At 43.4% G+C, this 24,926-nt stretch carries 22 protein-coding genes; 17 read left to right on the top strand and 5 right to left on the bottom strand.

From position 1 onward, the window contains the following. Positions 1–20: 20 nt before the first annotated feature. From tsaB to argS, 6 genes are all read left to right on the top strand, one after another. On the top strand, positions 21–746 hold the full coding sequence (tsaB, locus tag A5878_RS11225; RefSeq protein WP_060792272.1) for a tRNA (adenosine(37)-N6)-threonylcarbamoyltransferase complex dimerization subunit type 1 TsaB: 726 nt from the start codon (positions 21–23) through the stop codon (positions 744–746). Beyond that, positions 730–1,272: a ribosomal protein S18-alanine N-acetyltransferase gene (rimI, locus tag A5878_RS11220; RefSeq protein WP_005237007.1), complete on the top strand. Its 543-nt coding sequence runs from the start codon at positions 730–732 to the stop codon at positions 1,270–1,272. The genes tsaB and rimI (A5878_RS11220) overlap by 17 nt, the downstream gene beginning before the upstream one ends. Then, positions 1,265–1,738: a ribosomal protein S18-alanine N-acetyltransferase gene (gene rimI, locus A5878_RS11215; RefSeq protein WP_005229417.1), complete on the top strand. Its 474-nt coding sequence runs from the start codon at positions 1,265–1,267 to the stop codon at positions 1,736–1,738. The genes rimI (A5878_RS11220) and rimI (A5878_RS11215) overlap by 8 nt, the downstream gene beginning before the upstream one ends. Next, positions 1,731–2,750, top strand: coding sequence for a tRNA (adenosine(37)-N6)-threonylcarbamoyltransferase complex transferase subunit TsaD (gene tsaD / locus A5878_RS11210; RefSeq protein WP_015510054.1), 1,020 nt, complete (start codon positions 1,731–1,733; stop codon positions 2,748–2,750). The genes rimI (A5878_RS11215) and tsaD overlap by 8 nt, the downstream gene beginning before the upstream one ends. A gap of 136 nt (positions 2,751–2,886) precedes the next feature. Further along, a complete protein-coding gene (gene argF / locus A5878_RS11205) occupies positions 2,887–3,900 on the top strand; it encodes an ornithine carbamoyltransferase (RefSeq protein ID WP_086295595.1) in 1,014 nt (337 codons plus the stop codon). Positions 3,901–4,301: 401 nt separating this feature from the next. Next, positions 4,302–5,993, top strand: a complete 1,692-nt coding sequence (gene argS, locus A5878_RS11200; RefSeq protein WP_005229423.1) for an arginine--tRNA ligase — start codon at positions 4,302–4,304, stop codon at positions 5,991–5,993. 78 nt (positions 5,994–6,071) lie between these two features. On the opposite strand, the gene A5878_RS11195 is transcribed toward argS, so the two are convergent. Continuing rightward, on the bottom strand, positions 6,072–6,542 hold the full coding sequence (locus A5878_RS11195) for an arginine repressor (RefSeq protein WP_060792268.1): 471 nt from the start codon (positions 6,540–6,542) through the stop codon (positions 6,072–6,074). 302 nt (positions 6,543–6,844) lie between these two features. Here A5878_RS11195 and rpsB point away from each other — a divergent pair, with 302 nt between their 5' ends. The 9 genes from rpsB to A5878_RS11150 all read left to right on the top strand — a co-directional run bounded on the left by rpsB (position 6,845) and on the right by A5878_RS11150 (position 19,514). Next, on the top strand, positions 6,845–7,633 hold the full coding sequence (gene rpsB / locus A5878_RS11190) for a 30S ribosomal protein S2 (protein WP_005229426.1): 789 nt from the start codon (positions 6,845–6,847) through the stop codon (positions 7,631–7,633). 110 nt (positions 7,634–7,743) lie between these two features. After that, entirely contained in the window at positions 7,744–8,625 is an 882-nt protein-coding gene (gene tsf, locus A5878_RS11185; RefSeq protein WP_005229432.1) for a translation elongation factor Ts, read from the top strand. A 147-nt stretch (positions 8,626–8,772) separates the two neighbouring features. Beyond that, on the top strand, positions 8,773–9,495 hold the full coding sequence (pyrH, locus tag A5878_RS11180; RefSeq protein WP_005229433.1) for a UMP kinase: 723 nt from the start codon (positions 8,773–8,775) through the stop codon (positions 9,493–9,495). Between the two features lies 1 nt (position 9,496). Further along, positions 9,497–10,054 (top strand): ribosome recycling factor, encoded by a 558-nt coding sequence (frr, locus tag A5878_RS11175; protein WP_005229434.1) that lies wholly within the window; start codon positions 9,497–9,499, stop codon positions 10,052–10,054. Positions 10,055–10,245: 191 nt separating this feature from the next. Beyond that, on the top strand, positions 10,246–11,046 hold the full coding sequence (locus A5878_RS11170; protein WP_015510051.1) for an isoprenyl transferase: 801 nt from the start codon (positions 10,246–10,248) through the stop codon (positions 11,044–11,046). Beyond that, positions 11,043–11,849: a phosphatidate cytidylyltransferase gene (locus tag A5878_RS11165; RefSeq protein ID WP_010749318.1), complete on the top strand. Its 807-nt coding sequence runs from the start codon at positions 11,043–11,045 to the stop codon at positions 11,847–11,849. The genes A5878_RS11170 and A5878_RS11165 overlap by 4 nt, the downstream gene beginning before the upstream one ends. A gap of 149 nt (positions 11,850–11,998) precedes the next feature. Further along, positions 11,999–13,267, top strand: a complete 1,269-nt coding sequence (rseP, locus tag A5878_RS11160) for an RIP metalloprotease RseP (protein ID WP_060792267.1) — start codon at positions 11,999–12,001, stop codon at positions 13,265–13,267. A gap of 69 nt (positions 13,268–13,336) precedes the next feature. Then, positions 13,337–15,046, top strand: coding sequence for a proline--tRNA ligase (locus tag A5878_RS11155; RefSeq protein ID WP_005229438.1), 1,710 nt, complete (start codon positions 13,337–13,339; stop codon positions 15,044–15,046). Between the two features lie 118 nt (positions 15,047–15,164). Further along, the gene (locus A5878_RS11150; RefSeq protein WP_086295594.1) at positions 15,165–19,514 is read left to right on the top strand and encodes a PolC-type DNA polymerase III; all 4,350 of its coding nucleotides are present in this window, start codon (positions 15,165–15,167) and stop codon (positions 19,512–19,514) included. A 286-nt stretch (positions 19,515–19,800) separates the two neighbouring features. On the opposite strand, the gene A5878_RS11145 is transcribed toward A5878_RS11150, so the two are convergent. The 3 genes from A5878_RS11145 to A5878_RS11135 form a co-directional block, all read right to left on the bottom strand. Continuing rightward, a complete protein-coding gene (locus A5878_RS11145; RefSeq protein WP_086295593.1) occupies positions 19,801–20,742 on the bottom strand; it encodes an AEC family transporter in 942 nt (313 codons plus the stop codon). 106 nt (positions 20,743–20,848) lie between these two features. After that, positions 20,849–21,778: a membrane protein insertase YidC gene (gene yidC / locus A5878_RS11140; protein ID WP_010749323.1), complete on the bottom strand. Its 930-nt coding sequence runs from the start codon at positions 21,776–21,778 to the stop codon at positions 20,849–20,851. A 124-nt stretch (positions 21,779–21,902) separates the two neighbouring features. Further along, positions 21,903–22,181 (bottom strand): acylphosphatase, encoded by a 279-nt coding sequence (locus A5878_RS11135; RefSeq protein ID WP_010749324.1) that lies wholly within the window; start codon positions 22,179–22,181, stop codon positions 21,903–21,905. A gap of 95 nt (positions 22,182–22,276) precedes the next feature. Here A5878_RS11135 and A5878_RS11130 point away from each other — a divergent pair, with 95 nt between their 5' ends. Both A5878_RS11130 and A5878_RS11125 read left to right on the top strand, forming a co-directional pair. After that, positions 22,277–23,038, top strand: coding sequence for an RNA methyltransferase (locus tag A5878_RS11130; RefSeq protein WP_074933054.1), 762 nt, complete (start codon positions 22,277–22,279; stop codon positions 23,036–23,038). 123 nt (positions 23,039–23,161) lie between these two features. Beyond that, positions 23,162–23,671, top strand: coding sequence for an HD domain-containing protein (locus A5878_RS11125; protein WP_005229452.1), 510 nt, complete (start codon positions 23,162–23,164; stop codon positions 23,669–23,671). A 48-nt stretch (positions 23,672–23,719) separates the two neighbouring features. Here the strand turns inward: A5878_RS11125 and A5878_RS11120 are convergent, their stop codons facing one another. Next, a complete protein-coding gene (locus A5878_RS11120; RefSeq protein WP_086295592.1) occupies positions 23,720–24,919 on the bottom strand; it encodes a YdcF family protein in 1,200 nt (399 codons plus the stop codon). Positions 24,920–24,926 lie beyond the last annotated feature (7 nt).

Here is a 24,926-nt window from a genome sequence, read left to right as displayed (position 1 = left end):
TTTGAATGGGGAGAAGATAGATGAAAACATTAGCGATTGATACCTCAAACCAGACACTGGCGGTTGCGGTGGTCGATGGTCAAGAAGTGTTGGGACAAAGCCAGACGATGGCGATCAAAAACCACAGCACAGCATTGATGCCTGCCATTGATGGATTGATGCAAGCGGTGGGGATGGCACCTAAAGAGCTGGAGCAAATCGTTGTTGCGAAAGGTCCTGGTTCGTATACAGGTTTGCGAATCGGCGTCACAACAGCAAAAACGCTGGCGCAAACATTGAACATCCCGCTGATTGGTGTTTCTAGTTTGAAAGCAGTCGCTGCCAATTGTGTGGGCGTATCGCAAGTGGTCGTGCCGTTGTTTGACGCTCGCCGTCAAAATGTCTACGCAGGTGCCTACCAATGGCATAATGGGACCTTAGAAACAAGGATCAAAGATCAGCATATCTCACTGTCTGAGTTATTGGCCCAGCTAAAAGCAGTCGATGGTCAAGAAGTGCTATTTGTCGGCGCCGATACCGTCAAATTTAAAGACATGATCGAGGCGGAACTGCCGACAGCCCGTATCAATCAAGTGTCGTTATGGAATTACCCCAATGGCGTTGTTTTAGCTGCTATTGCGAAAGAAGAAGCGCCGGTCGCTTCGATCCATGATTTTGTACCAGACTATTTAAAATTAGTTGAAGCCGAAGAAAAATGGTTAGCCTCGCATGAACCGGGAGTGGATGCCTATGTTGAAAAAATTTAAAACGATGACGGGAAAGCTGGCTCTTTTCCGTCAGATTCAATACCCAGAGCGTAAAAAAGAGATACGAGGGGAAACGTACGTTGTTCGTGAATTAGTCGGTGATGACATTAAAGAGCTGCTGCAGGTGGAGCGTCTCGTGTATGCGGGGGAACTGCCTTGGACCAAGAGCGCCTTTTTGTCAGAGCTTTATTCACGGGTCAAACATCTTTATTTGGGCATCTTGCATAATGAGCGGATGATCGGGTTTATCGGGGTGCGGATTTTAGGCGCTGATGCCCATATCACCAATATCGCGATCATTCCTGATTATCAAGGAAAAGGGATCGGTTCTTTCTTGCTAGGAGAAATCGAACGTTATGCACGGAAAAACAAATGCGACCGTTTGACATTAGAAGTTCGCCTGGGCAATCGTGATGCGCAACGTTTGTATCGGACCCTCGGGTTTGTTTCACAGGCGATCAAAACGGCGTACTACACCGAAGGCAATGAAGACGCATTGGATATGGTGAAATTTTTAAATGACTAACGAACAAGCAGATCAAACGATCCCGACACCGCAAATGCTCTGGTCATTGGCAGATCAGAGCTATCCCTTTGGCTCGCCTTGGAATGTGCAGCAATTTCAACAAGATTTGCAAAACAGCAACAGTCGCTATTTGTTCCGTTATGGAAAAACCAATCAAGAGCTGATTGGGTTTCTCTGTTTTCAGCAAGTGCTGGATGAAGCAGAGCTGTTTAATGTAGCGGTTTTACCAGCGTATCAAGGTCGTGGTTTGGCGAAAGAATTGTTGAAACAAATGGAATCGCTCGTGGAACAAACCGATGGTCGGCGGATCTATCTTGAAGTGCGTGTATCGAATTTGCAAGCACAAGCTCTTTATTTACGTATGGGCTATACAGTCATCGGTCGTAGAAAAAAATATTACAGTCATCCAGAAGAGGATGCGTTGATTATGGAAAAGAAAGTAGGCGGACAAAAATCAAATGAATGAATTGATTTTAGCCATTGAAAGCAGTTGTGATGAAACCAGTGTGGCAGTGATTAAAAACGGCGACACCATTTTAAGTAACATTGTTGCTTCGCAGATCAAGAGCCACCAGCGCTTCGGCGGTGTCGTACCAGAAGTCGCTAGTCGTCACCATGTCGAACAGATTACTTTATGCATCGAGGAAGCATTGACACAGGCCGACACCCAACCTGAAGAGTTGTCAGCTGTTGCTGTTACCTATGGTCCAGGGTTGGTTGGGGCACTGTTGATTGGGCTTTCTGCAGCAAAAGCCTTTGCCTGGGCCCACAGCTTACCGCTGATTCCGGTCAATCACATGGCAGGACATATTTATGCAGCTCGCCTAGTGAAGCCATTGGTTTTTCCTTTAATGGCATTATTGGTCAGCGGTGGCCACACCGAATTGGTGTATATGGCAGAAGATGGCTCTTTTGAGATCATCGGTGAAACGAGAGATGATGCCGCTGGTGAAGCCTATGACAAAGTCGGTCGTGTTCTGGGGTTGCCTTATCCTAGTGGGAAAGAAATTGATCGCCTTGCGCATCTAGGCAGTGATACGTATCACTTTCCTCGAGCAATGATACAAGAAGATAATTTTGATTTTAGTTTCAGCGGCTTAAAGAGTTCCTTTATCAATTTTGTGCATAATGCACAGCAAAGAGAGGAAGCTTTGTCAGTAGAAAATCTAGCAGCTAGTTTCCAAGCCAGCGTTGTCGAAGTATTGGTTCACAAAACGTTGCGGGCATGCCAAGCTTATCCTGTAAACCAGCTGATCGTTGCTGGGGGAGTCGCGGCGAATCAAGGCTTGCGTGACGCTTTACAAAAAGCGATGCAGGAATTGCCGGAAGTGGAATTGTTGATTCCACCGTTGCGTCTTTGCGGAGATAATGCGGCCATGATTGGAGCTTATGCCCATGTTGCGTTGAAAAAGCAGCGCTTAGCAGATCTTTCATTGAATGCTGATCCAAGTGTCAGCTTTGCCCATACGATTTCTTAAGATGATTGCACCTAAGATCCGTTCTTAGGTGTTTTTTTTGGTTTCTTTATGAGCAAATAGAAGATCTTGTTGTATTTTATTTCATAATTTGATATTATCGTGTATAATTATTAGTTAATTGAAGGGCGGGTATGCAATGACATCGGTTTTTAAAGGACGCAGTTTTTTAGCAGAAAAGGATTTTACAAAAGAAGAACTACAATATTTGATTGATTTTTCCCAGCACTTGAAAGAGATGAAGGCCAACAATCAACCACATCGCTACTTAGAAGGAAAAAATATTGCACTTTTGTTTGAAAAGAATTCGACACGGACGCGAGCAGCCTTTACGGTTGCAGCGGTGGATCTGGGGGCACATCCGGAATTTTTAGGGGCCAATGATATTCAGTTGGGGTCTAAAGAATCCGTTGAAGATACCGCCAAAGTATTCGGCCGTATGTTTGACGGGATCGAGTTTCGCGGCTTTAGCCAACAGGTTGTCGAAGATCTGGCCAACTATTCAGGCGTACCTGTTTGGAATGGTTTAACGGATGAATGGCATCCAACGCAAATGATCGCTGACTTTTTAACCATTCAAGAAAACTTCGGTGAGCTGACTGGCTTGACCATCGCATACTGTGGGGATGGGCGCAACAATGTCGCTAATTCTTTATTAGTGACCAGTGCGATTTTAGGGGTCAATATTCATGTCGTCACTCCGAAAGTCTTGCAGCCAGAAGCAACCATCATCGCACAGGCACAAGCCTATGCCAAGCAATCGGGCGCAAAGATTTTGGTGACTGATGATGTGGATCAAGGTGTTCTAGGCGCTGATGTCGTGTATACCGATGTTTGGGTATCAATGGGTGAAGAAGAAAAATTCCAAGAGCGGATTGAACAGCTGCTGCCGTATCAAGTCAACCAATCGTTGATGAAAAAAACACAAAACGATCAAGTGATTTTTATGCATTGTTTGCCAGCATTTCATGATGATCAGACCACGTATGGCAAAAAAGCAGCGCAGGCGTATGGAATTTCTGAGATGGAAGTCACTGGTGAGGTCTTTCGTAGCAAGTATGCCCGTCAATTTGATCAAGCCGAAAATCGTTTGCACTCAATCAAAGCGATCATGGCAGTGACTGCTGGAGATCTATTTATTCCTAAAGTATAAAATAATTTTTTTTTGAAAATGCCAAAATCTCGCTAGCCAAACAAACATTTCTTTGCTATACTTTCTGGGAAGTAAATAGCCTTGATTTGATGAAACAAGAGAAGTAGCGATTCGAGTATCAGTTAGCGAGTTCGGGGTGGTGGAAGCCGAATTGATCAGATTGTGAAACGCACTTGTGAGAATTTGCCAAGCAAACGGAATTCTGCCGTTATCAGAAAAAAGTAGGTCCGAAAAGGACAATCAGAGTGGTACCGCGGGAAATCTCGTCTCTAGTGCATGTTATGCGCTAGAGGCTTTTTTGTTTTTATCAATCATTTCTTGCATGAAAAACATACAACTGTTTGCTTGCTTCAAACAACGTTTCATCAAAAAATGGGTTCAGTCATTATAGGAGGGATACTATGAATAACAAAGAAATCGTCGCACAAGCGATCCATCAAGTAGTAAAAGAAGATCTATCGATCGAACAAGTTCAGCAATTACTGGAAAATCCAAAGTCAGCCGACCATGGGGATGTGGCATTCCCAGCCTTCTCGCTAGCAAAAGTCTATCGGAAAGCGCCGCAGCAAATTGCCGCAGACTTAGCAGAAAAAATCGATCAAGCGTCTTTTGAAAAAATTGAAGTGGTGGGTCCATATTTAAACTTCTTTATGGATAAAAAAGCAATCTCTGCCCACGTCTTAGAGATGGTTCTCAAAGAAAAAAATCATTTTGGCGATCAAACCATCGGCAATCAGCAAGCAGTACCCATCGATATGTCTTCACCCAATATTGCCAAACCCATCTCAATGGGGCATTTGCGTTCCACTGTGATCGGTAACTCGATCGGCTTTATTTTAGAAAAAATCGGTTACCAGCCAATTCGCATCAACCATTTAGGCGACTGGGGCACACAATTTGGGAAATTGATCGTGGCCTATAAAAAATGGGGGTCAGAAGAAGCGGTCAAAGCGGAACCAATCAACGAACTGTTGCGTTTGTATGTTGATTTTCATGAAGCTGCCGAGACAGATAAACAATTAGAAGATGATGCGAGAGCTTGGTTCAAGAAACTAGAAGATGGTGACCAAGAAGCAATGGATTTATGGCAATGGTTCCGTGATGAATCATTAAAAGAATTCAATAAAATCTATGATATGTTGGAAGTTTCCTTTGATTCATTGAATGGCGAAGCTTTCTATAATGATAAAATGACAGAAGTCGTGGAATTATTAGAGGAAAAACACTTGCTGAAAGAAGACCAAGGGGCAGAAATCGTTGATTTGGCTGCGTATGACTTAAATCCAGCCTTGATCCGCAAATCCGATGGTGCGACCCTTTACATCACCCGGGACATGGCTGCTGCATTGTACCGCAAACGGACCTACAATTTTGCTAAATCATTGTACGTGGTAGGAAATGAGCAAAGTTATCACTTCAAGCAATTAAAAGCTGTTTTGAAGGAAATGGGCTTTGAGTGGGCAGATGATATGACCCACGTACCATTTGGATTGATCACCAAAGATGGGAAAAAATTATCTACGAGAAAAGGGAAGATCGTTCTTTTAGAAGAAGTATTGAATGAAGCGATCGATTCAGCGAAAGAACAAATCACTGAAAAGAACCCAACGCTTGAAAACAAAGAAGAAGTTGCAAAACAAGTCGGTGTCGGGGCAGTCGTTTTCCACGACTTGAAAAATGACCGTTTGAATAATTTCGACTTTACGCTAGAAGAAGTTGTCCGTTTTGAAGGAGAGACCGGACCCTATGTGCAATATTCTCATGCCCGTGCCATGAGCATTCTTGAAAAAGCCGACTTTGATCCTGCTGCTGTCAGCAGTTTGTCATTGGCAGATACTGAGAGCTGGGAAGTCATCAAATTGATTCAGCGCTACCCAGAAACCGTGCTGCAAGCAGCAGAAAAATATGAACCATCCGTCATTGCTAAACATGCCATCAAATTGGCACAGGCCTTTAATAAGTATTACGCCAATGTGAAAATCTTGGCTGAAGATGCGGAAAAAGACGCACGTCTGGCTCTAGTTTATGCAGTAACGACCTTATTAAAAGAAGATTTACGGTTGCTTGGTTTACATGCACCCGACAAAATGTAACAAAAAAAGCTGTGTCCTTGTTTCGACAAGGACACAGCTTTTTTGTAGTAAAAATACAGATAGGTCATGTTCGGTGTCTTATAAGACCGCGTGGTTTCTGATAAATTGATAAAAAATTTCGGCATCTTCGTCGCTGCGGGAAATCACCGCTACTGTATCAAAGCCCGCCAACGAGCAAACTTTTTCTGGCATAGTCACTTCATCGATCGCAGCCGAAAGCAAAGGCGCATTGTCCGCAACGGTATGGATCAACGTCATGAATTGCACACGATCTACTTTAGTGACAACGTCTTCGATCATCTGTATCAAACGCTGCTCTTCTTCTTTTTCATCTTCTGACGATTGCATTCCTTGAAAAATGACAAACTTCGTCTGACCTGTTTCATCGGGCACTTTCACGATTTTCAAATCACGAATATCGCGAGAGATGGTCGCTTGCGTGGCGGAGACGCCTTGGGCTTCCAATTGCTGCAATAATTCTTCTTGCGTGCGTACAGTATGTTCAGTAATGATTTGTCTAATAAGTAAATGGCGATCAGCTTTTCGCATAGGTAAACTCCTTTAAGCATGATTGATTAAGTCAGCCTTATCATAGCAGATAAAGCCGAAAAAACCTAGATATAATAAGAAAAGAATTAGAACGTTAAAAAAAAGCTGGACCACGAATCGTAGTTTTTCATTTGAATCAGTTGCATTTCTTTTTTAGCTACTGTATACTGTTTAAGGCGTGAGTTTTTCACGTCAATCCCACATCTTGTTCCATCTGCGAAGCGGTGCTGATCGATTCAGTTCTTCAAGGAGTAAAAGAGCAAGAGAGGAAAACAAAAAAACCAAATTGGAGGAAACACAACATGGCAGTAATCTCAATGAAACAATTATTAGAAGCCGGCGTACACTTTGGTCACCAAACTCGTCGCTGGAACCCAAAAATGAAGAAATATATCTTCACAGAAAGAAACGGCATCTACATCATTGATTTGCAAAAAACAGTGAAATTAGTAGACGCAGCTTACGACTACATGAAAAATGTTGCTGAAGAAGGCGGCGTTGCATTGTTCGTAGGTACTAAAAAACAAGCACAAGAAGCAATCAAAGAAGAAGCAATCCGTTCAGGTCAATACTATGTTAACCATCGTTGGTTAGGTGGAACTTTGACAAACTGGGAAACAATCCAAAAACGTGTTGCTCGTTTGAAACAAATCAACAAAATGGAAGAAGATGGCACATTTGCTGTTCTTCCTAAAAAAGAAGTCGTTGGCTTGAACAAAGAGCGCGAACGTCTTGAAAAATTCTTAGGCGGTATCGCTGATATGCCAAGAATTCCAGATGTAATGTACGTTGTTGACCCACGTAAAGAACGTATCGCGATCCAAGAAGCACGCAAATTAAATATCCCGATCGTAGCGATGGTCGATACAAACTGTGATCCAGACGAAATCGATGTTGTTATCCCATCAAATGATGACGCTATTCGTGCCGTTAAATTGATCACTGCGAAAATGGCAGATGCTTTCATCGAAGGTAACCAAGGCGAAGACCAAGTAGCAGAAGAAGATTTTGCTGCTGAATCAACAGAAAACGCAACTTCAATCGAAGAAATCGTTGATGTTGTCGAAGGCGACAACGCATCAGCTGAATAATAAATGATGGAGCTGTTTCAAAGGCTAGGCGCCAAGCCTCACTCTCCTTTGAAACAGCTTTTTTTAAAGACAAGCAATCTTGTTTAAAAACATTTAGGAGGAAACAAAAAATGGCAGAAGTAACAGCTAAATTAGTAAAAGAATTACGCGATATGACTGGTGTAGGAATGATGGACGCAAAACGTGCATTAGTTGAAGTAGAAGGCGACATCGAAAAAGCCGTAGACTTATTACGTGAAAAAGGTATGGCAAAAGCTGCGAAGAAAAACGACCGTATTGCTGCTGAAGGTTTAGCATCTGTAGCGATCAACGGCAACACAGCAGCAATCGTTGAAGTGAACTCAGAAACTGACTTCGTTTCTAAAAACGAAATGTTCCAAGACTTAGTAAAAGAAATCGCTGAAGTAATCGCAGCAAACAAACCAGCTGATATGGATGCTGCTTTAAAATTAGAAACTTCTAAAGGCACAATGGATGCTGCGTTGATCGAAGCAACACAAGTAATCGGAGAAAAAATCAGCTTCCGTCGTTTTGAAGTTGTTGAAAAAGATGACAATGCTGCTTTCGGCGGTTACCTACACATGGGCGGACGTATTGCTGTATTGACTGTTCTTGAAGGAACAACTGACGAATCAGTTGCGAAAGATGTTGCAATGCACGTTGCAGCGATCAACCCTCGCTACGTGAACGAAGCACAAATCTCTCAAGAAGAATTGGATCATGAAAAACAAGTCTTGACAGAACAAGCATTGAACGAAGGCAAACCAGCGAACATCGTTGAAAAAATGGTTGAAGGACGCTTGAAGAAATTTAAAGCAGAAATCGCTTTGGTTGACCAACCATTCGTTAAAGACCCAGATATGACGGTTGAAAAATATGTTGCATCAAAAGGCGCAACTGTGAAATCTTTTGTCCGCTTTGAAGTCGGCGAAGGTATCGAAAAACGCGAAGACAACTTCGTTGAAGAAGTAATGAGCCAAGTGAAAAAATAATTCTGTTCCTCGAACAGATGGGAACGCATGGAAGTGCGCTCCCTTTTTTTAAGCAAAAACGGTTTTTAAAGAAATAGTGTAGATAATTTTCAACGAAAGAGCACCAATATGCTACAATAGTATTGGAGAATGTACGGAGGAATCATGATGGGCAAACCAAAATATCAACGTGTTGTATTAAAATTAAGTGGTGAAGCATTAGCGGGTGACGAAGGCTTTGGGATCAAACCACCGACGATCCAAGAGATCGTTAAAGAGATCAAGGAAGTCCACGAATTAGGCGTACAGATGGCGATCGTGGTCGGCGGCGGAAACATTTGGCGTGGACAAATCGGCGCGCAAATGGGGATGGAAAGAGCACAAGCTGATTACATGGGCATGTTAGCGACTGTGATGAATGCTTTAGCATTACAAGACACGCTAGAAAATGCTGGTGTACCAACGCGTGTCCAAACTTCGATCGAAATGCGTCAAATCGCAGAGCCTTATATTCGTCGCAGAGCAGAACGTCACTTAGAAAAAGGGCGGGTCGTCATTTTTGCAGGCGGAACCGGAAACCCTTATTTCTCAACTGATACGACCGCAGCCTTACGGGCAGCTGAAATCAACGCTGATGTCATTTTGATGGCGAAAAACAATGTTGATGGCGTCTACTCAGCAGATCCTAAAACGGACCAAAGTGCTGTGAAATTTGAAGAATTGACCCATTTAGAAGTCATTTCTAAAGGATTGCAAGTAATGGATTCAACCGCAAGTTCATTAAGTATGGACAACGATATTCCATTAGTCGTATTCAACTTGAATGAGCATGGAAACATTCGCCGCGCCATTTTAGGTGAACATATTGGAACGACAGTAAGGGGGAAATAACATGGCTGACAAAATTTTAACAGAAGCAAAAGACAAAATGAAAAAAGCAGCAGAAAACTTGCAGCGGGAATTAGGACAAATCCGTGCTGGCCGCGCGAACGCGAGCATCTTAGACCGCGTAATGGTTACTTACTATGGTGTACCAACACCCTTGAACCAAATGGCTTCAATTACGATTCCAGAAGCAAGAATTTTGATGATCACACCTTTTGACAAAACAATGATCCAAGAAGTAGAAAAAGCTATCATGCAAAGTGATATTGGTATCACGCCTGCCAATGACGGAACCGTCATTCGTTTGGTGATTCCTCAATTAACGGAAGAACGTCGTAAAGAATTAGCCAAAGACGTGAAAAAAGAAGCTGAAAATGCGAAAATCGCGGTCCGTAACATTCGCCGTGATGCGATGGAAGCTTACAAGAAACAAGAAAAAGCTGGCGATATTACAGAAGATGATTTGCGTGAATCTGAAAAAGAAGTGCAAACTGCTACAGATAACAGCATCAAAGAAATCGATGCGATCGCAGCTGAAAAAGAGCAAGAGCTACTTGAGGTTTAAAAGGAATGACGAAGAGTCGCTTCAGCGGCTCTTTTTTTATGGTCGAAAGTGCCGTATGTACTTGAATATCACGACTGTTTTTTTGTTTTTTCTTAATATGGAAATCTTTTCTTGGTTTTCATAGGCAAGAAATCTGATTATTGTTATAATGTAAAAGATGAATTTCAAGAATTGGAAGAGGAGCGAATACGATGCTGCGTTTTTTTCCACAAAAAGACAAATATATCAAAGAAGCGGCTGAACATGAATTTGATCCATCACTGCCGATTCCCCAACACATCGCGATCATTATGGATGGCAATGGCAGATGGGCGCAAAACCGGCGCTTGCCAAGAGTAGCTGGTCACAAAGAAGGCATGGAGACGGTAAAAAAGATCACGAAACATGCTTCACACCTTGGTGTGAAAGTATTGACTCTTTATGCGTTTTCAACAGAGAATTGGAAACGGCCAAACGAAGAAGTGGACTTTTTGATGCAACTGCCCGTCGACTTTTTCGACACGTTTGTTCCTGAGCTGATCAAAGAAAATGTTCAAGTCAAAGTGATGGGGTTCACGGAATCTTTACCCGAACACACACAAGAAGCGGTCAAGCGAGCGATTGACCAAACCAAAGATAATACTGGGATGATCTTGAATTTTGCTTTAAATTACGGCAGCCGCGCAGAAATTTTGACTGCGGTCCAAGCCCTTTATGAAGAGCTTGCAGCTTCGGAGGAAGCCCTGCCCAAGCTCACGGAAGACATGCTGGCGACACATTTGATGACTGGTTTTTTGCCAAACGCGTTACGTGATCCTGAATTGGTGATTCGCACGAGTGGCGAAGAACGTATCAGCAACTTCTTGTTATGGCAGATTGCTTACAGCGAATTATTCTTTACGAAAGCGCTCTGGCCTGATTTCGATGCTGCTTTACTAGAAGATGCGATCGGGAGCTTTCAACAACGAAACCGGCGTTTTGGCGGTTTGAAAACGAAGGAGGAAGAAGAGTGAGACAACGTGTAATCACTGCGGTCGTCGCATTAGCCTTTTTCCTGCCAATTATTTACGTTGGCGGCATTGCCGTCGAATTGCTGGCAGCAGCGATGGCAGGGATTGGTGTTTATGAATTATTTCGGATGAAAGGACTAGCTGTTTTCAGTTTTGAAGGAATTCTTTCAATCATCGGTGCGGTGATTTTAGTTTTACCTCAAGAACGCTGGTTTTTCTTTTTGCCAGAGGGCACAGATAAAAGTGCCTTGTATTATGTAATCGTCCTTTTATTACTAGGGATCGCGGTTATTTCTAAAAATACGTATACTATCGATGAAGCTGGTTTTCCAGTGATCGTCAGCTTATATACGGGTGTCGGGTTTGAACGTTTCTTGACGGCACGTTCAGCAACAGATGGCTTAGTCGTTTTAGTTTTCGGTCTGTTTATCGTGTGGGCAACAGATATTGGGGCTTACATGGTGGGACGGCGTTACGGTCAACGAAAATTATGGCCAGAGATTTCCCCTAATAAAACGATCGAAGGTGCGCTAGGTGGGATTGCTGCTGCGGTGGTCGTAGCCGGTCTGTATCTGCTAGCATTTCCAGGGAAAGATTATTTTGGACATGGTAGTGCCATCATGATCTTATTGACGGTCCTCTTTTCGATCGCTGGTCAATTCGGGGATTTAGTGGAATCGGCAATCAAACGTCATTATGGCGTGAAGGATTCAGGCAATCTTTTGCCAGGACATGGCGGGATCTTGGATCGCTTCGATAGCATGCTGTTTGTGTTTCCAATCATGTATTTATTCGGTGTTTTTTAGAAATTATTTAGAAGTGCAGGCTTGGCTTGCGCTTCTTTTTTTAAATTCTTGTTACAACGGGAATGTGAGTTCCTCAACGGGAATCGGTGTGATAAAATAAGGAAAGGCTGCCCTGAATGAGAGGGATGCTGTGAAAGAGAGGAACGAGCATGAAAACGATACTTGTATTTATCATTATCTTTTCCGTAGTGGTAGTGATTCACGAGTTTGGACACTACTTCTTTGCAAAACGGGCAGGTATTTTAGTAAGAGAGTTTGCCATCGGTATGGGGCCTAAATTGTTCGCGCATCAAGCGAAAGATGGGACGACCTACACGATTCGGATGCTTCCATTAGGCGGGTATGTCCAAATGGCGGGCTGGGGTGAAGATGAAACAGAATTAACACCAGGTATGCCAGTCTCCTTGGTTCAAGATGCAACTGGCAAAGTTATCAAAATCAATACGAGCAAAAAGATCCAATTGCCGCAAGCGATCCCTATGGAAGTGACCGACTTTGACTTGGAGGAGAAGTTGACGATCACAGGGTTCATCAATGGCAATGAACAAGAAGCGATGACGTACGCTGTGGATCATGATGCAACGATCATCCATGAAGATGGCGTTGAAGTTCGGATCGCACCTAAAGACGTTCAATTCCAGTCCGCAAAGCTTTGGCAGCGAATGCTGACGAATTTTGCTGGACCGATGAACAACTTTATTTTATCCTTGGTCTTATTCACTGGGTTGGTGTTTGCACAAGGTGGTGTTGCGAATCAAGATGCAACCATCGTGACAGGAATCGAAGCAGGAACACCGGCAGCTGAAGCAGGGCTGCAAAATGGCGATGAAATCTTAGCTGTCGAAGGTGTCGATGTTTCTAACTGGTCAGAATTAACGACTGAGATCCAAAAGTACCCGGATACTCAGATTGCTCTAGCAGTCAAACGAGGATCAGAAACACTTGATTTGACGGCAACTCCTGCGAGTCAAGAATCAGGGGAGACCACGATTGGTTTCTTAGGGATCACCGCTTCCTTAAAAACTGGGATCGGAGATATCTTACTGGGCGGCTTGCAAACGACCATTGACAATTCACTGGTGATTTTTAGAGCAGTCGGCAACTTGATTGCCCAACCAGATATCAATAAATTGGGTGGACCGGTAGCGATTTTCCAACTGTCTTCTCAAGCTGCATCGCAAGGGGTAACAACGGTGATCGCGATGATGGCGATGATTTCTATCAACTTGGGGATCTTTAATTTATTACCGATTCCTGGATTGGATGGCGGTAAGCTGGTTTTAAATATTTTAGAAGGTTTGCGAGGCAAGCCAATCAGCCAAGAAAAAGAAGGCATCATTACTCTGATTGGGTTTGGGTTTTTGATGCTGCTGATGGTTCTCGTTACCTGGAATGATATCCAACGTTTCTTCTTTTAAAAATAAGACGCACAAGCAAATCAATTGTTGATCGGGTGAACATGATTTTTTGTAGCAAAGGAGAAAAAAATGAAACAGTCAAAATGTTTGATTCCGACATTGCGGGAAACCCCCAGCGATGCGGAGACGTTAAGTCATCAACTGTTAGTTAGGGCAGGGTATATTCGACAAGTGGCGGCAGGCATTTATGTTTACTTGCCGCTAGCACAAAGGGTGTTAGAAAAGATCAAGCGGGTCATCCGTGAAGAATTGGCACAAATCGATGCCGTAGAGATGGCGATGCCTTCTTTGCTTCCGTATGAGCCATGGAAGGAGTCAGGACGTGCCTCATTGTATGGTGAATCCTTGTATCGATTAACAGATCGAAACGAACGAGAGATCGTTTTAGGACCTACTCATGAAGAGCCGTTTACGACATTGATCAAAAACGAGATCACGTCTTATAAACGGCTGCCATTGAGCTTGTATCAGATCCAAACGAAATATCGGGACGAACAGCGGCCGCGCTTTGGATTGATCCGCAGCCGCGAATTTATCATGCAAGATGGCTATTCCTTTCATGCCGATGAAGCCAGCTTAGATCAAACCTATAATCGTTACGAAATGGCTTATCATGCAATATTGAAACGCTGTGGTATCGAGTATCGGGCAGTGGTCGGGGACAATGGCTTGATGGGTGGCAGAGATTCGAAAGAATTTTTGGCATTGTCGGGGATCGGCGAAGAGCTGATCTGCTACTCGACCGAAAGCGATTATGTCGCCAATTGGAAATTAGCAACCAGTCAATACATCGCCAAAAAATCTCACGAGACCTATTTAGAATTACAAAAAGTCGTTCAGGATGAGCCTTTAACGTTAGAGGAGCTGGCGCAGGCATACGAAACAGACTTGCAAAAAATCGTTCAAGTATCTTTATTACTCGTTGACGAGCAAGTCATTATGGTGTTATTACGAGGCGATCACAGCCTCAATGAAACAAAGGTCAAGCATTACTTAGCCGCTGATCAAGTGAAGGTGCTGACTGTTGAGGAAGCGGAGTCTTATCTGACGAGTGAGACGCAGCTGCGCAGTCCCATTGCGCTTGCTGATTCGATCCAGTTGTACGCCGATCAGCATGTCCAAGATATGGCGAATCTGATCGTTCCAGCGGCAGAAAAACAAAGCTATTATCTCAATGCGAATGTGGGGCGTGATTTTCAACCATTAGCCTTTGCCGATTTTCGCTTGGTTCAAGAAGGTGATCCTTCCCCAGATGGAAAAGGAACCTTAACCTTTACGCGAGGAATCGAAGTTGGCCATATCTTCAAGTTAGGAACCAAGTACAGTGAGGCGCAAGAAGCGACGGTTGTCGATGAAAACGGCGATGAGCAACCAATCATCATGGGCTGTTATGGGCTGGGGGTTTCTCGGCTGCTTTCAACGATCGTCGAACAATACGGCAATGAATTTGGGATCGATTGGCCCCAAGAAATTGCCCCATTTGATGTGCATATCATTCAAACGTCGATTGAAGATAGCTATCAAAATGCCTTAAGTGAAGAAGTAGAAGAAATGATGAACCAAGTCGGCTATCAAGTGCTGGTAGATGACCGCAATGAACGTGCAGGGGTCAAATTTGCAGATGCCGATTTGATTGGCTGTCCGATTCGCTTGACTATCGGTAAAAAAGCCGTAGAAGGCATCGTAGAGATCAAAATCAAGCATACTGGTGCGACCGTTGAAGTGAGAAAAGAAGAAGTCGCTTCGACCCTGACGATTTTGTTAGCCAATCAGGAATAAACAGGAACGAACAAGAATGAATAGCAGATCGAGAGAGGAAATCCTTTCTCGATTTTTTAATGAAAATGAGGGCAAAAAGAGGTATACTAGTGAGTACTGAGAAAAGGAGGATCTTCAATTGTCAAAAGAAAGAGAGACCTTTGAGATATTATTAGACCAAATTGCAGCTGCCCCAAATCTTCGGCAGCATCCGTTGATGCAGACTGCCCAAATCAAACAAGTGACCGTGCATCGACAATCAAAAGCGTGGACGTTTTATTTCCAATTTGAACGTTTATTACCGGTGATGGTGTATCAGTCCTTTAAACAACATATTGAATTGGCGTTTAAAGAGATTGCGGAAGTTCGTATCATCATTGAAGCTCAAGATGGTTCCTTTGATGAGCAATTCATTCAAGAATATTGGCCATTAGCGTTAGCCAATCAAAATTGTGATCGACCATTGGTTCATCAAGTGATCAAAAACCAAATGCCTGTGCTGCAAGAGAACAAAGTGATTTTGCCAGTCAACAATGATGCGGTCATCACGATTTTGCAGCAGCAGTACTTGCCGATCATTGAGGAAAATTATAGTACCTTCGGCTTTCAAAAATTTCGGATCTTGCCGCAGCTAGACCAAGAGCAAGCGGAGGCGGCCTTAAAAGAACTTGAAGCACGCAAGGAAGAGCAAACAGCAGCGTTCCAACAACAAGCTGCTGAGAACTTAATGGCGCACGAGCAACGCAAAAAAGAAGTCAAAACAGTCGAATTTGACGGACCAATCGCCTTGGGACGTAATATTCCTGCCGATGAACCTGTGACACCGATGATCAATATCATCGAGGAAGAACGCCGAGTTACGATCCAAGGGTATGTCTTTGATAAAGAAGTCCGCGAATTGCGTTCAAAACGGAAGATTTTGATCTTGAAAATCACCGACTATACGTCATCGTTTAGTGTGAAAAAATTCTCCAACAATGAAAAAGATGAACAAGTTTTTGATGCCATCGCCAAAGGTAGTTGGGTCAAAGTACGCGGTAGCGTCCAAGAAGATACCTTCATGCGAGATCTCGTTATGAATGCGCAAGATTTGCTGGAAGTCAAACACGAAGCCCGCAAAGACTATGCACCTGAAGGCGAGAAACGGGTCGAACTCCACCTGCATTCCAATATGAGTACGATGGATGCCACCAACAACGTGGCGGATTTTGTCGCTCAAGCAGGCAAATGGGGCCATAAGGCGATTGCGATCACCGATCATGGTGGAGCGCAAGGGTTCCCTGATGCCCATCATGCAGGAGAAAAGGCTGGTGTTAAAATTCTTTACGGTGTGGAAGCCAATATCGTGGATGACGGCGTAGCGGTTGCCTACAATCCTCAGCCTGTTCCACTGACCGATGCTACTTATATCGTGTTTGACGTGGAGACCACTGGGTTGTCTGCAGTATACGACACCATCATTGAGTTGGCTGCTGTGCGGATGCATAAAGGCAACGTGGAGGCATCCTTTGATGAATTTATCGATCCAGGTCATCCCTTATCGCGAACGACCGTAGAACTGACGGGAATCACCGATGAAATGGTTCGCGGGTCAAAATCAGAAGAAGAAGTCTTACGTTTGTTCCGTGAGTTTTCTGAAGGAGCCATTTTAGTTGCCCACAATGCGTCATTTGATATGGGCTTCTTAAATACTAGTTATCGAAAATACGGTATTCCAGAAGCGGAAAATCCCGTCATTGATACATTGGAACTCGCTCGTTATTTGTATCCAGAGTTTAAGCGATTCGGTTTAGGTGTCCTTTCCAAAAAATTCGGTGTCAGCTTAGAACAACATCACCGAGCGATCTACGATGCGGAGGCAACCGGTCATTTAGCATGGATCTTTGTCAAAGAAGCAATGGAAAAACATGAGATGTTGCTGCACGAAGAGTTGAACCGACACGTGGGGGGCGAGAACTCCTACAAAGCAGCTCGACCTTTCCATGCCACGATCTTGGCTCGAACACAGGCAGGATTGAAGAATTTATTCAAGCTGATCTCGATGTCGAATGTGAAGTACTTCCATGATAAAGTCCCACGAATCCCACGTTCAGAATTGGTGAAATTGCGGGAAGGATTGTTAGTCGGAACCGCCTGTGATAAAGGAGAAGTCTTTGTCGCAATGATGCAAAAAGGGGTCGATGCAGCACGAGAACTTGCCAAGTTTTATGACTACATCGAAGTCATGCCCAAAGCAGTTTATGCCCATCTTTTGGAAACGGAACTCGTGAAAAGTGAAAAAGACCTAGAAGACATCATTCGGAATCTGGTAAAAATGGGGGAAGAGTTAGGGAAAATCGTTGTGGCTACTGGGAATGCCCATTACCTAAACGAAGAAGACGCCATTTATCGCAAGGTCTTGATCAATTCAATGGGAGGCGCCAATCCGTTGAATCGTCATAGCCTACCAGACGTGCACTTCCGTACTACGGATGAGATGCTGACTGCTTTTCAATTTTTAGGTCCGGAAGCGGCGAAAGAAATCGTGGTGACGAACCCGAATAAAATCGCCGATCTTTGTGAAAAAGTCATTCCGGTAAAAGATGATCTGTATACACCAAAGATTCCCGGATCAGAACAAGAGATCACCGACTTAAGTTACAACCGTGCCAAAGAGTTATACGGCGATCCATTACCAGAGATCGTGGAAAAACGTTTGAAAAAAGAGCTTGATTCGATCATTGGGAACGGCTTTTCCGTGATCTATTTGATCTCACAAAAACTCGTTCATAAAAGCAATGAAGACGGCTATCTAGTAGGGTCACGGGGATCAGTCGGTTCTAGTTTCGTGGCAACCATGACGGGGATCACTGAGGTCAATCCATTAGCTCCTCATTATTATTGTCCCGATTGCCAGTATTCGGAGTTTTACGAAGACGGTTCGTATGGTTCTGGTTATGATATGCCAGAGAAAAAATGTCCAAAATGCGGCACCCGTCTGAACAAAGATGGCCACGATATTCCCTTTGAAACGTTCCTTGGTTTCCACGGCGATAAAGTACCCGATATCGATTTGAACTTCTCAGGGGAATATCAGCCAGAAGCCCATAACTATACGAAAGTACTCTTCGGTGAAGAATACGTCTATCGTGCAGGAACGATCGGTACCGTAGCCGATAAAACAGCCTTTGGTTTCGTAAAAGGCTTTGAGCGCGATCATAATCTTCATTATCGAGCAGCCGAAGTCGATCGCCTGGCAAAAGGTGCCACAGGCGTCAAACGGACGACTGGTCAGCACCCGGGGGGGATTATCGTTATTCCCGACTATATGGATGTTTATGATTTCACCCCGATCCAATACCCAGCGGATGATCAAAATGCGGAGTGGAAAACGACCCACTTTGATTTCCATTCGATTCATGACAATATCTTGAAACTGGATATCCTCGGACACGATGATCCGACAGTCATTCGGATGCTGCAGGATCTATCAGGCATCGATCCAAAAACGATCCCCACCGATGATCCAGAAGTGATGCGTATTTTTGGCGGCACGGATGTGTTAGGTGTGACCGAAGAGCAGATCTATTCGAAAACCGGTACATTAGGCATCCCGGAATTTGGTACCCGATTTGTGCGAGGGATGCTGGATCAAACCCATCCATCGACCTTTGCTGAACTCTTGCAGATCTCTGGTCTTTCCCATGGTACCGATGTATGGTTGGGCAATGCGGAAGAATTGATCCGTCGCGGAGATGCCAGCCTAGCGGAAGTAATCGGCTGTCGGGATGATATCATGGTGTATTTGATCCACGCCGGTTTAGATGACGGGATGGCCTTTAAAATCATGGAGACGGTCCGTAAAGGACAATGGAACAAGATCCCTGACGACTTGCGAGATACTTACTTGCAAGCGATGCGGGAGAACAATGTCCCAGAATGGTATATCGATTCTTGTTCGAAGATCAAGTACATGTTCCCGAAAGCCCATGCGGCGGCGTATGTCTTGATGGCGTTGCGGGTGGCTTACTTTAAAGTGTACTTCCCAATTCTCTATTACTGTGCTTATTTCTCTGTCCGAGCAGACGACTTTGATTTGATTGCCATGTCAAAAGGAAAAGACGCCGTAAAAGAACGGATGCAAGAAATCAATGACAAAGGAATGGATGCATCAACGAAAGAAAAAAATCTGTTGACGGTTCTCGAATTAGCCAATGAAATGCTGGAGCGCGGCTATGAATTCGGGATGATCGATCTGTATAAATCCGATGCAGAAAATTTCGTGATCGATGGGAAAAAATTGATCGCACCGTTCCGAGCAGTACCGAGTTTAGGGCTGAACGTAGCGAAACAAATCGTGGAAGCACGAAAAGATGGTCCCTTCTTATCGAAAGAAGACCTCGCCAATCGCGGGAAAGTTTCTAAGACATTGATTGAATACATGACGGACAACGGTGTTCTAAAAGATCTACCAGATGAAAATCAGTTGTCGTTGTTCGATATGTTGTAAGCCAACGGCTGTTCACTTAAAAAAATAAGCCCATCATCGCAGCATCTAGTATAGCTAGTTTCTGCATGATGGGCTTTTTTGTCTTGTTTATGAAGGTAACCTAAGCAGTCACAATCTGGCGAAAATCAGAAAAATCGTGATCTATAGTGACAAATCATAAGGGGAGTTGCCGTTCGGACAGCGAATCAAAAAAAACATTACCATACAAAGAGAAGAAAAATACTCGTTACCGAAAGAAGCGAATGCCTTTGGTAACGAGTATTTTTCGACAAAGTTCGTTAACTAGCTAAAAAAAGAAAAAAAGCAAAACAGGCAGATACACCATGTACAGTAAGACGGAATAGCCTAGACATGAAGTTGCAAATTCTTCATCCCCTTGGTAGTTTCGTACAAGGATCGGGACAGAGTTTTGGACGGGCATAGAGGCTTGAATAATAAACACAGAAAGCATCAATTCAGGAACAGGGATGATTCTGCTTAATAGCCATACAACGAGAGGCGAAAGAACGAAGCGACCAAACAGGACACCAGCAATGTCTTTGGTCATTCGCAAGTTCTTGAGCCCGCCAAAGTACACGATGATCCCGATAATAAACATTGATAGAGGCGTCGTTAAATCTGCTAGGTAGCTTCCAAGCCCATCAACAAAGGATGGCAGTGGGAATGTGAACAGCATCCAGATCAAGCCGATAATGAAACCAATCAAGGCTGGCGAAAAAATCTTTTTTAGCATGACCAATGGATGAAAGGAAATGCGGGCTTCGCCGAAATCGGGGTTATCTTTTGCTAACTCAAAAATACCGATGGTCCAAAATAATGTCGTATTTACGATGTAGTACAACAATACATAGGGAACGGCTTTTTCACCAAAAATGGCTAAATTGATCGGTAAGCCGATGAAAATCGTATTGGAAAAGGTAAACATGGCGGAAAATGCCCCTTGGTGTTTGGTTTCAACTTGCGCGAAACGGCGCCATAAATAACCGGCGAAGTAAGTGATCATCATGGAAAGAAAAGGGATGATCATCCCGGAAACTAATGAGAGAAACTCGTCTTTCGTAAAGTTTTTAATGATCGTCAAAAACATATTGGCGGGTAATGAGACATTTAACACCAGTTTTGAAAACGTGTCGGCGGTTCGATTAGAAAACCATTGTTTGTAAGACAACCAATAACCGATAAACATGAGACTGAAAATGACAAAAATATTGATATATGCTTGAAACATGCGCTCACCTCTCATTTACTATAGCGAAAGGCAATAGAAGAAGCAACTGATTCCCATTTGAAAACAACAAAAAACCAAACCGCCCAATGAGCGATTTGGTCAAGAATTACTTCCGTTGCTGCTTGCCAGCGTTACGGCCTTTTCCGTTAGGCTTTGTCGTGTTCAACGCTTTTTTGACAGCTTCTGTTTTTTCAGGCGTTACGTCTTTACGAGGCGTAACTACCGTTTTAGGCGGATTTGCTTTCATTTCCGCTTCGACTTGGGCACGAATTTTTGGTTTCATGATGACATTCGTGATAAACGTTTGGATACAACTGAAGACCCCACCAACTACCCAGTAAAGTGTCACACCAGCTGGTGCACTCATGGACATGAAAACGATCATCAATGGAGAAACGATCAACATGGTTTTCATCGTTTTTTTCTGTTCCTCAGGAATCCCGATGGTTGAGATATATCCTTGTGCCAAGTAGGAAAGACCAGCAATCGCCACAAAGAGGATGCTGGGGTCGCCTAATGATACGCCAAAGAATTCAGAGTTTTGGATTCCTTGTGTGTAACGAGCGGTGAAATAAAGAGCAGAGAAGATCGGCATCTGAATCAGCAAAGGGAGACATCCGATACCGCCAAACATACTGACGTTGTTTTCAGAGTAAATTTTTTGCATCTCCGCTTGCGCTTGCATTTGTTCTTCCCGAGTGGTTGCTTTTTTCAAGTTGGCTTGCGCAATATCCACTTGAGGTTTCAGAAACTGCATTTTTTCACTTTGAACCATCGTTTTGCGAGACTGATGGATCCCTAACGGTAAGATAATGACACGGACAACGATCGTTACCGCGATGATCGCCCAGCCGTAAGACCAGTTGAAGTTTTCAACGAGCATCGTGATCATATCCCCTAATGGTTTCACCAAAAAGCGATAAATCATTCCTGTTTCTTTCGGCGTACCATCAGCATTGGTACTGACACAGCCTGATAATGCTAATAACAGGCCAAATAATCCTGATGAAAGCAGCCATTTATTCATTTTAGACATTCTATTCTTCCTCTTCACAATAAATTTAGACAAAAATAACTATACTAAAAAAGACCGACTATTTCAATGTACAAAGAGAAATTCATTGAAAAATCAATCTTTCGACTTAGAAAACATTCAATTGTTAATAGTACACTACATCAAAACTCCTACGCTCTTTGATAGCATCGTCTGGTTGGATGTCGATCTGATTTACTTTCCCAGCGGGTGAAGGAGAATCCTTAACCCCAGCAACAAAGGCATCGATGGCTTTGTCATCGCCAATTGCCTCAATCGAAACAGAGCCATCCGCCTCGTTTTTTACAGATCCTGTGACGCCCAACTGATCAGCAAGCATTTTTGTGGTATAACGAAAGCCGACGCCTTGGACACGTCCTTGCACATGGATTCGTAGTTTCTTCATGGACAATCCCTCCTCTGCTTTATATGATAGCGTTTTTTCAGTAAAAGAACAAGTTAGATCGATGGACTCATGCTATAATGAATCGAGGTGACAAGATGAAAGAAATTCAATCGAAAAAAAATACCTTTATCAAGGAAATCAAAAAACTAACACAAAAAAAACATCGGACACAAACCAATACCTATTTGATCGATGGCTGGCATTTGGTGCAAGAAGCATTGCATGCACAAGTACCCATCAAAGCATTGTTGGTGACCCCGCGAGGATTAAGTGAAGCCAACGGGCAACTCGATGATTATCAGGAAGAAAGCTATTTGATCACAGAGGAGATTGCAGCGATGCTTTCTGATTTGCCAACACCACAAGGGATTTTTGCCGTGGTGGAAAAGCAAGAACAAGACTTACAGACACTGACGGGCAATTGGCTGATTTTAGATAATGTGCAAGATCCTGGGAACGTTGGCACCATGATTCGAACAGCGGATGCTGCTGGGTTCAGCGGGGTTTTTCTCGGCGAAGGAACAGCCGATCTTTACAGCACCAAAGTCTTGCGCAGTATGCAAGGTAGCAACTATCATCTGCCGATCGTAGAAGGAGCGATCCCGCCATTTCTAAAGCAGCTGCAGGCAGCTGGTGTGGCGATTTATGGTACCGAGTTAAACAAAGAAGCAGTCCCTTATACCGAGCTTCCTAAAGAACAAGCGGCTGCCTTCATTTTAGGCAACGAGGGGCAAGGGGTCAATCAGGAACTGTTGGCATTGACCGATAAAAATCTATATATTCCTATCTATGGTCAGGCGGAATCATTGAACGTCGCCATTGCGGCAGGTATTTTGATGTATTTTGCTGTCAGCTAGATTTTTAAGGAACTGTTAAACTATTTGAATCTATTGCACCTCACCTAGAAACTTGCAGGAATAGGTGCTATACTTTGTCTTGTAACAATCAAGCAGATCAAAAAAGGTGGCAGACAAAAATTTATGACAGAAAAATGGCAAGAAGATAGCGAATATATGTCTTACGTGGCTGACCTGTTAGAAACAGAAGCTGTAAAAAAATTAGCCAATTTTGTGCAGCATATGAACTCCACACGTTTGGAACATTCGATCAGCGTCTCTTATTATAGTTACAAATTGGCCAAGAAATGGGGCGGCGATGCTCGTGCAACAGCTCGTGCAGGACTCCTTCATGATTTATTTTATTACGATTGGCGTACTACAAAGTTTGACGAAGGTACCCATGCGTACATGCATCCACGAATCGCAGTAAAAAATGCCGAAAAAATCACTGAACTTAGTGATCTTGAAAAAGATATCATCTTGAAACATATGTGGGGAGCAACGATTGCACCGCCACGCTATAAAGAAAGCTATATCGTCACGATGGTGGACAAATATTGTGCGATCAAAGAAGCATCAGAACCGCTTACAGACAGCATGAAAGAAAAATGGCAACAACGCTTCTGGAAGAAACATCGTACGATTCAATAAGAAAAAAAGTTCTTCGAACCAACTGGTTCAAAGAACTTTTTTGTTTGTTTAGCCAAAAATAAGTTGGAGGATCGCTGCACCTGCATAGAGAATCAGTAAGGTGATCAATACCGTTAAATGTCGTCTTTTGTGCATAAAAAGGATTGCCACGAATTCTCTTAAAAAGGCATTCGGTAAATAGTAAAAGGCAGTAGGTGCTCCGATACCGTCCGCTTTAAGTTGGGCTTGATCTGCATAGAGACCAGCACGAAAAATATGGTAATTGTTTGAGGCAAAGATTGCTTTGTAGCCCTTTGGCTTAAGCGAATCCATGATTTCTTTCGAAAATTTCATGTTTTCATAAGTAGTCGTGGAATTTGTTTCCACTAAAATCTCACCTTCTGGTACGCCTTGGGCAATCGCATATTCTTTCATAGCAACAGCTTCCGGCAGCTGCTCATCGCTTCCTTGTCCGCCTGACATCAGTAATCGAGGAGCGGTTTTTTTTGCTTTAAATTGCGCTTCGTAGAACGAGATCGCTGTATTGATGCGTTTTGCCAATAAAGGGGAGACCGTGGTGCCATTCAAAAGACCTGCTCCTAAGACGATGATAAAGTCCTGATTATAGCGAGGATGGTTGAACTGATAAATGACTGAAATCGATAAAAAGTTCAAAAAGACTACAAACAGATACAAAAGACTTAGGGGAACAATGCCGAATAAGGTTCGGATCCAATCTGGGAAAAAGTGCAAAAGGGTATCTGAAAATAGTAATACGGTCAAAACCACCGCTAAGATCAGGGTCAATAGATTGGCGATCGATCGCGATTCTCTTCGTAGAACAATAATGGAATTCCAGTAAAGAAAGACCACGAGCGTTGCCAAACCGAATAATAGTACAGCAAAGAAAATCGCTAGTAAAACAGCCAATAGGCCACCTACAAGAATATCTTGGGTTCGGTATAAATTAATGACTAAATAGCCGCCAAAAGCCAACACGAACAAATTAAAGAGTAAGCCATTTACGAGTTGATGCTTGTTGCGCCGATAAGAAAATAAAAAAAGGCCGGCGAAGGCGACGGGTATCAGAATAAAGAAACTACCTGTCCGTAATTCTGAGACAGCTAAATAAATCAGCAGGCCTAAGATCGTCCAACAACATTCAAAAAAGAAAATATCCGGATCATCTTTTTTCTTGCGCCATTTTTGAACGACGATCACGCCCGACACATAGCTGATGGCAAAAATCAGCAATTGCGTAAAATCCATGTTTTTC

The organism is Enterococcus sp. 3G6_DIV0642, assembly GCF_002140635.1.
In the GTDB taxonomy this organism is placed as follows: Bacteria; Bacillota; Bacilli; order Lactobacillales; family Enterococcaceae; genus Enterococcus_D; species Enterococcus_D casseliflavus.
This window is presented reverse-complemented; position numbering and strand designations above follow the sequence as displayed.

Coding starts and splice junctions, on each gene's coding strand:
- rimI (WP_005237007.1), top strand. CDS start 730: ATGTTGAAAAAATTTAAAACGATGACGGGAAAGCTGGCTCTTTTCCGT.
- pyrH (WP_005229433.1), top strand. CDS start 8,773: ATGGGCAAACCAAAATATCAACGTGTTGTATTAAAATTAAGTGGTGAA.
- frr (WP_005229434.1), top strand. CDS start 9,497: ATGGCTGACAAAATTTTAACAGAAGCAAAAGACAAAATGAAAAAAGCA.
- A5878_RS11145 (WP_086295593.1), bottom strand. CDS start 20,742: ATGTTTCAAGCATATATCAATATTTTTGTCATTTTCAGTCTCATGTTT.
- A5878_RS11125 (WP_005229452.1), top strand. CDS start 23,162: ATGACAGAAAAATGGCAAGAAGATAGCGAATATATGTCTTACGTGGCT.
- A5878_RS11120 (WP_086295592.1), bottom strand. CDS start 24,919: ATGGATTTTACGCAATTGCTGATTTTTGCCATCAGCTATGTGTCGGGC.
- rimI (WP_005229417.1), top strand. CDS start 1,265: ATGACTAACGAACAAGCAGATCAAACGATCCCGACACCGCAAATGCTC.
- A5878_RS11195 (WP_060792268.1), bottom strand. CDS start 6,542: ATGCGAAAAGCTGATCGCCATTTACTTATTAGACAAATCATTACTGAA.
- tsaD (WP_015510054.1), top strand. CDS start 1,731: ATGAATGAATTGATTTTAGCCATTGAAAGCAGTTGTGATGAAACCAGT.
- tsaB (WP_060792272.1), top strand. CDS start 21: ATGAAAACATTAGCGATTGATACCTCAAACCAGACACTGGCGGTTGCG.
- yidC (WP_010749323.1), bottom strand. CDS start 21,778: ATGTCTAAAATGAATAAATGGCTGCTTTCATCAGGATTATTTGGCCTG.
- tsf (WP_005229432.1), top strand. CDS start 7,744: ATGGCAGAAGTAACAGCTAAATTAGTAAAAGAATTACGCGATATGACT.
- A5878_RS11130 (WP_074933054.1), top strand. CDS start 22,277: ATGAAAGAAATTCAATCGAAAAAAAATACCTTTATCAAGGAAATCAAA.
- A5878_RS11135 (WP_010749324.1), bottom strand. CDS start 22,181: ATGAAGAAACTACGAATCCATGTGCAAGGACGTGTCCAAGGCGTCGGC.
- argF (WP_086295595.1), top strand. CDS start 2,887: ATGACATCGGTTTTTAAAGGACGCAGTTTTTTAGCAGAAAAGGATTTT.
- argS (WP_005229423.1), top strand. CDS start 4,302: ATGAATAACAAAGAAATCGTCGCACAAGCGATCCATCAAGTAGTAAAA.
- rpsB (WP_005229426.1), top strand. CDS start 6,845: ATGGCAGTAATCTCAATGAAACAATTATTAGAAGCCGGCGTACACTTT.
- A5878_RS11170 (WP_015510051.1), top strand. CDS start 10,246: ATGCTGCGTTTTTTTCCACAAAAAGACAAATATATCAAAGAAGCGGCT.
- rseP (WP_060792267.1), top strand. CDS start 11,999: ATGAAAACGATACTTGTATTTATCATTATCTTTTCCGTAGTGGTAGTG.
- A5878_RS11155 (WP_005229438.1), top strand. CDS start 13,337: ATGAAACAGTCAAAATGTTTGATTCCGACATTGCGGGAAACCCCCAGC.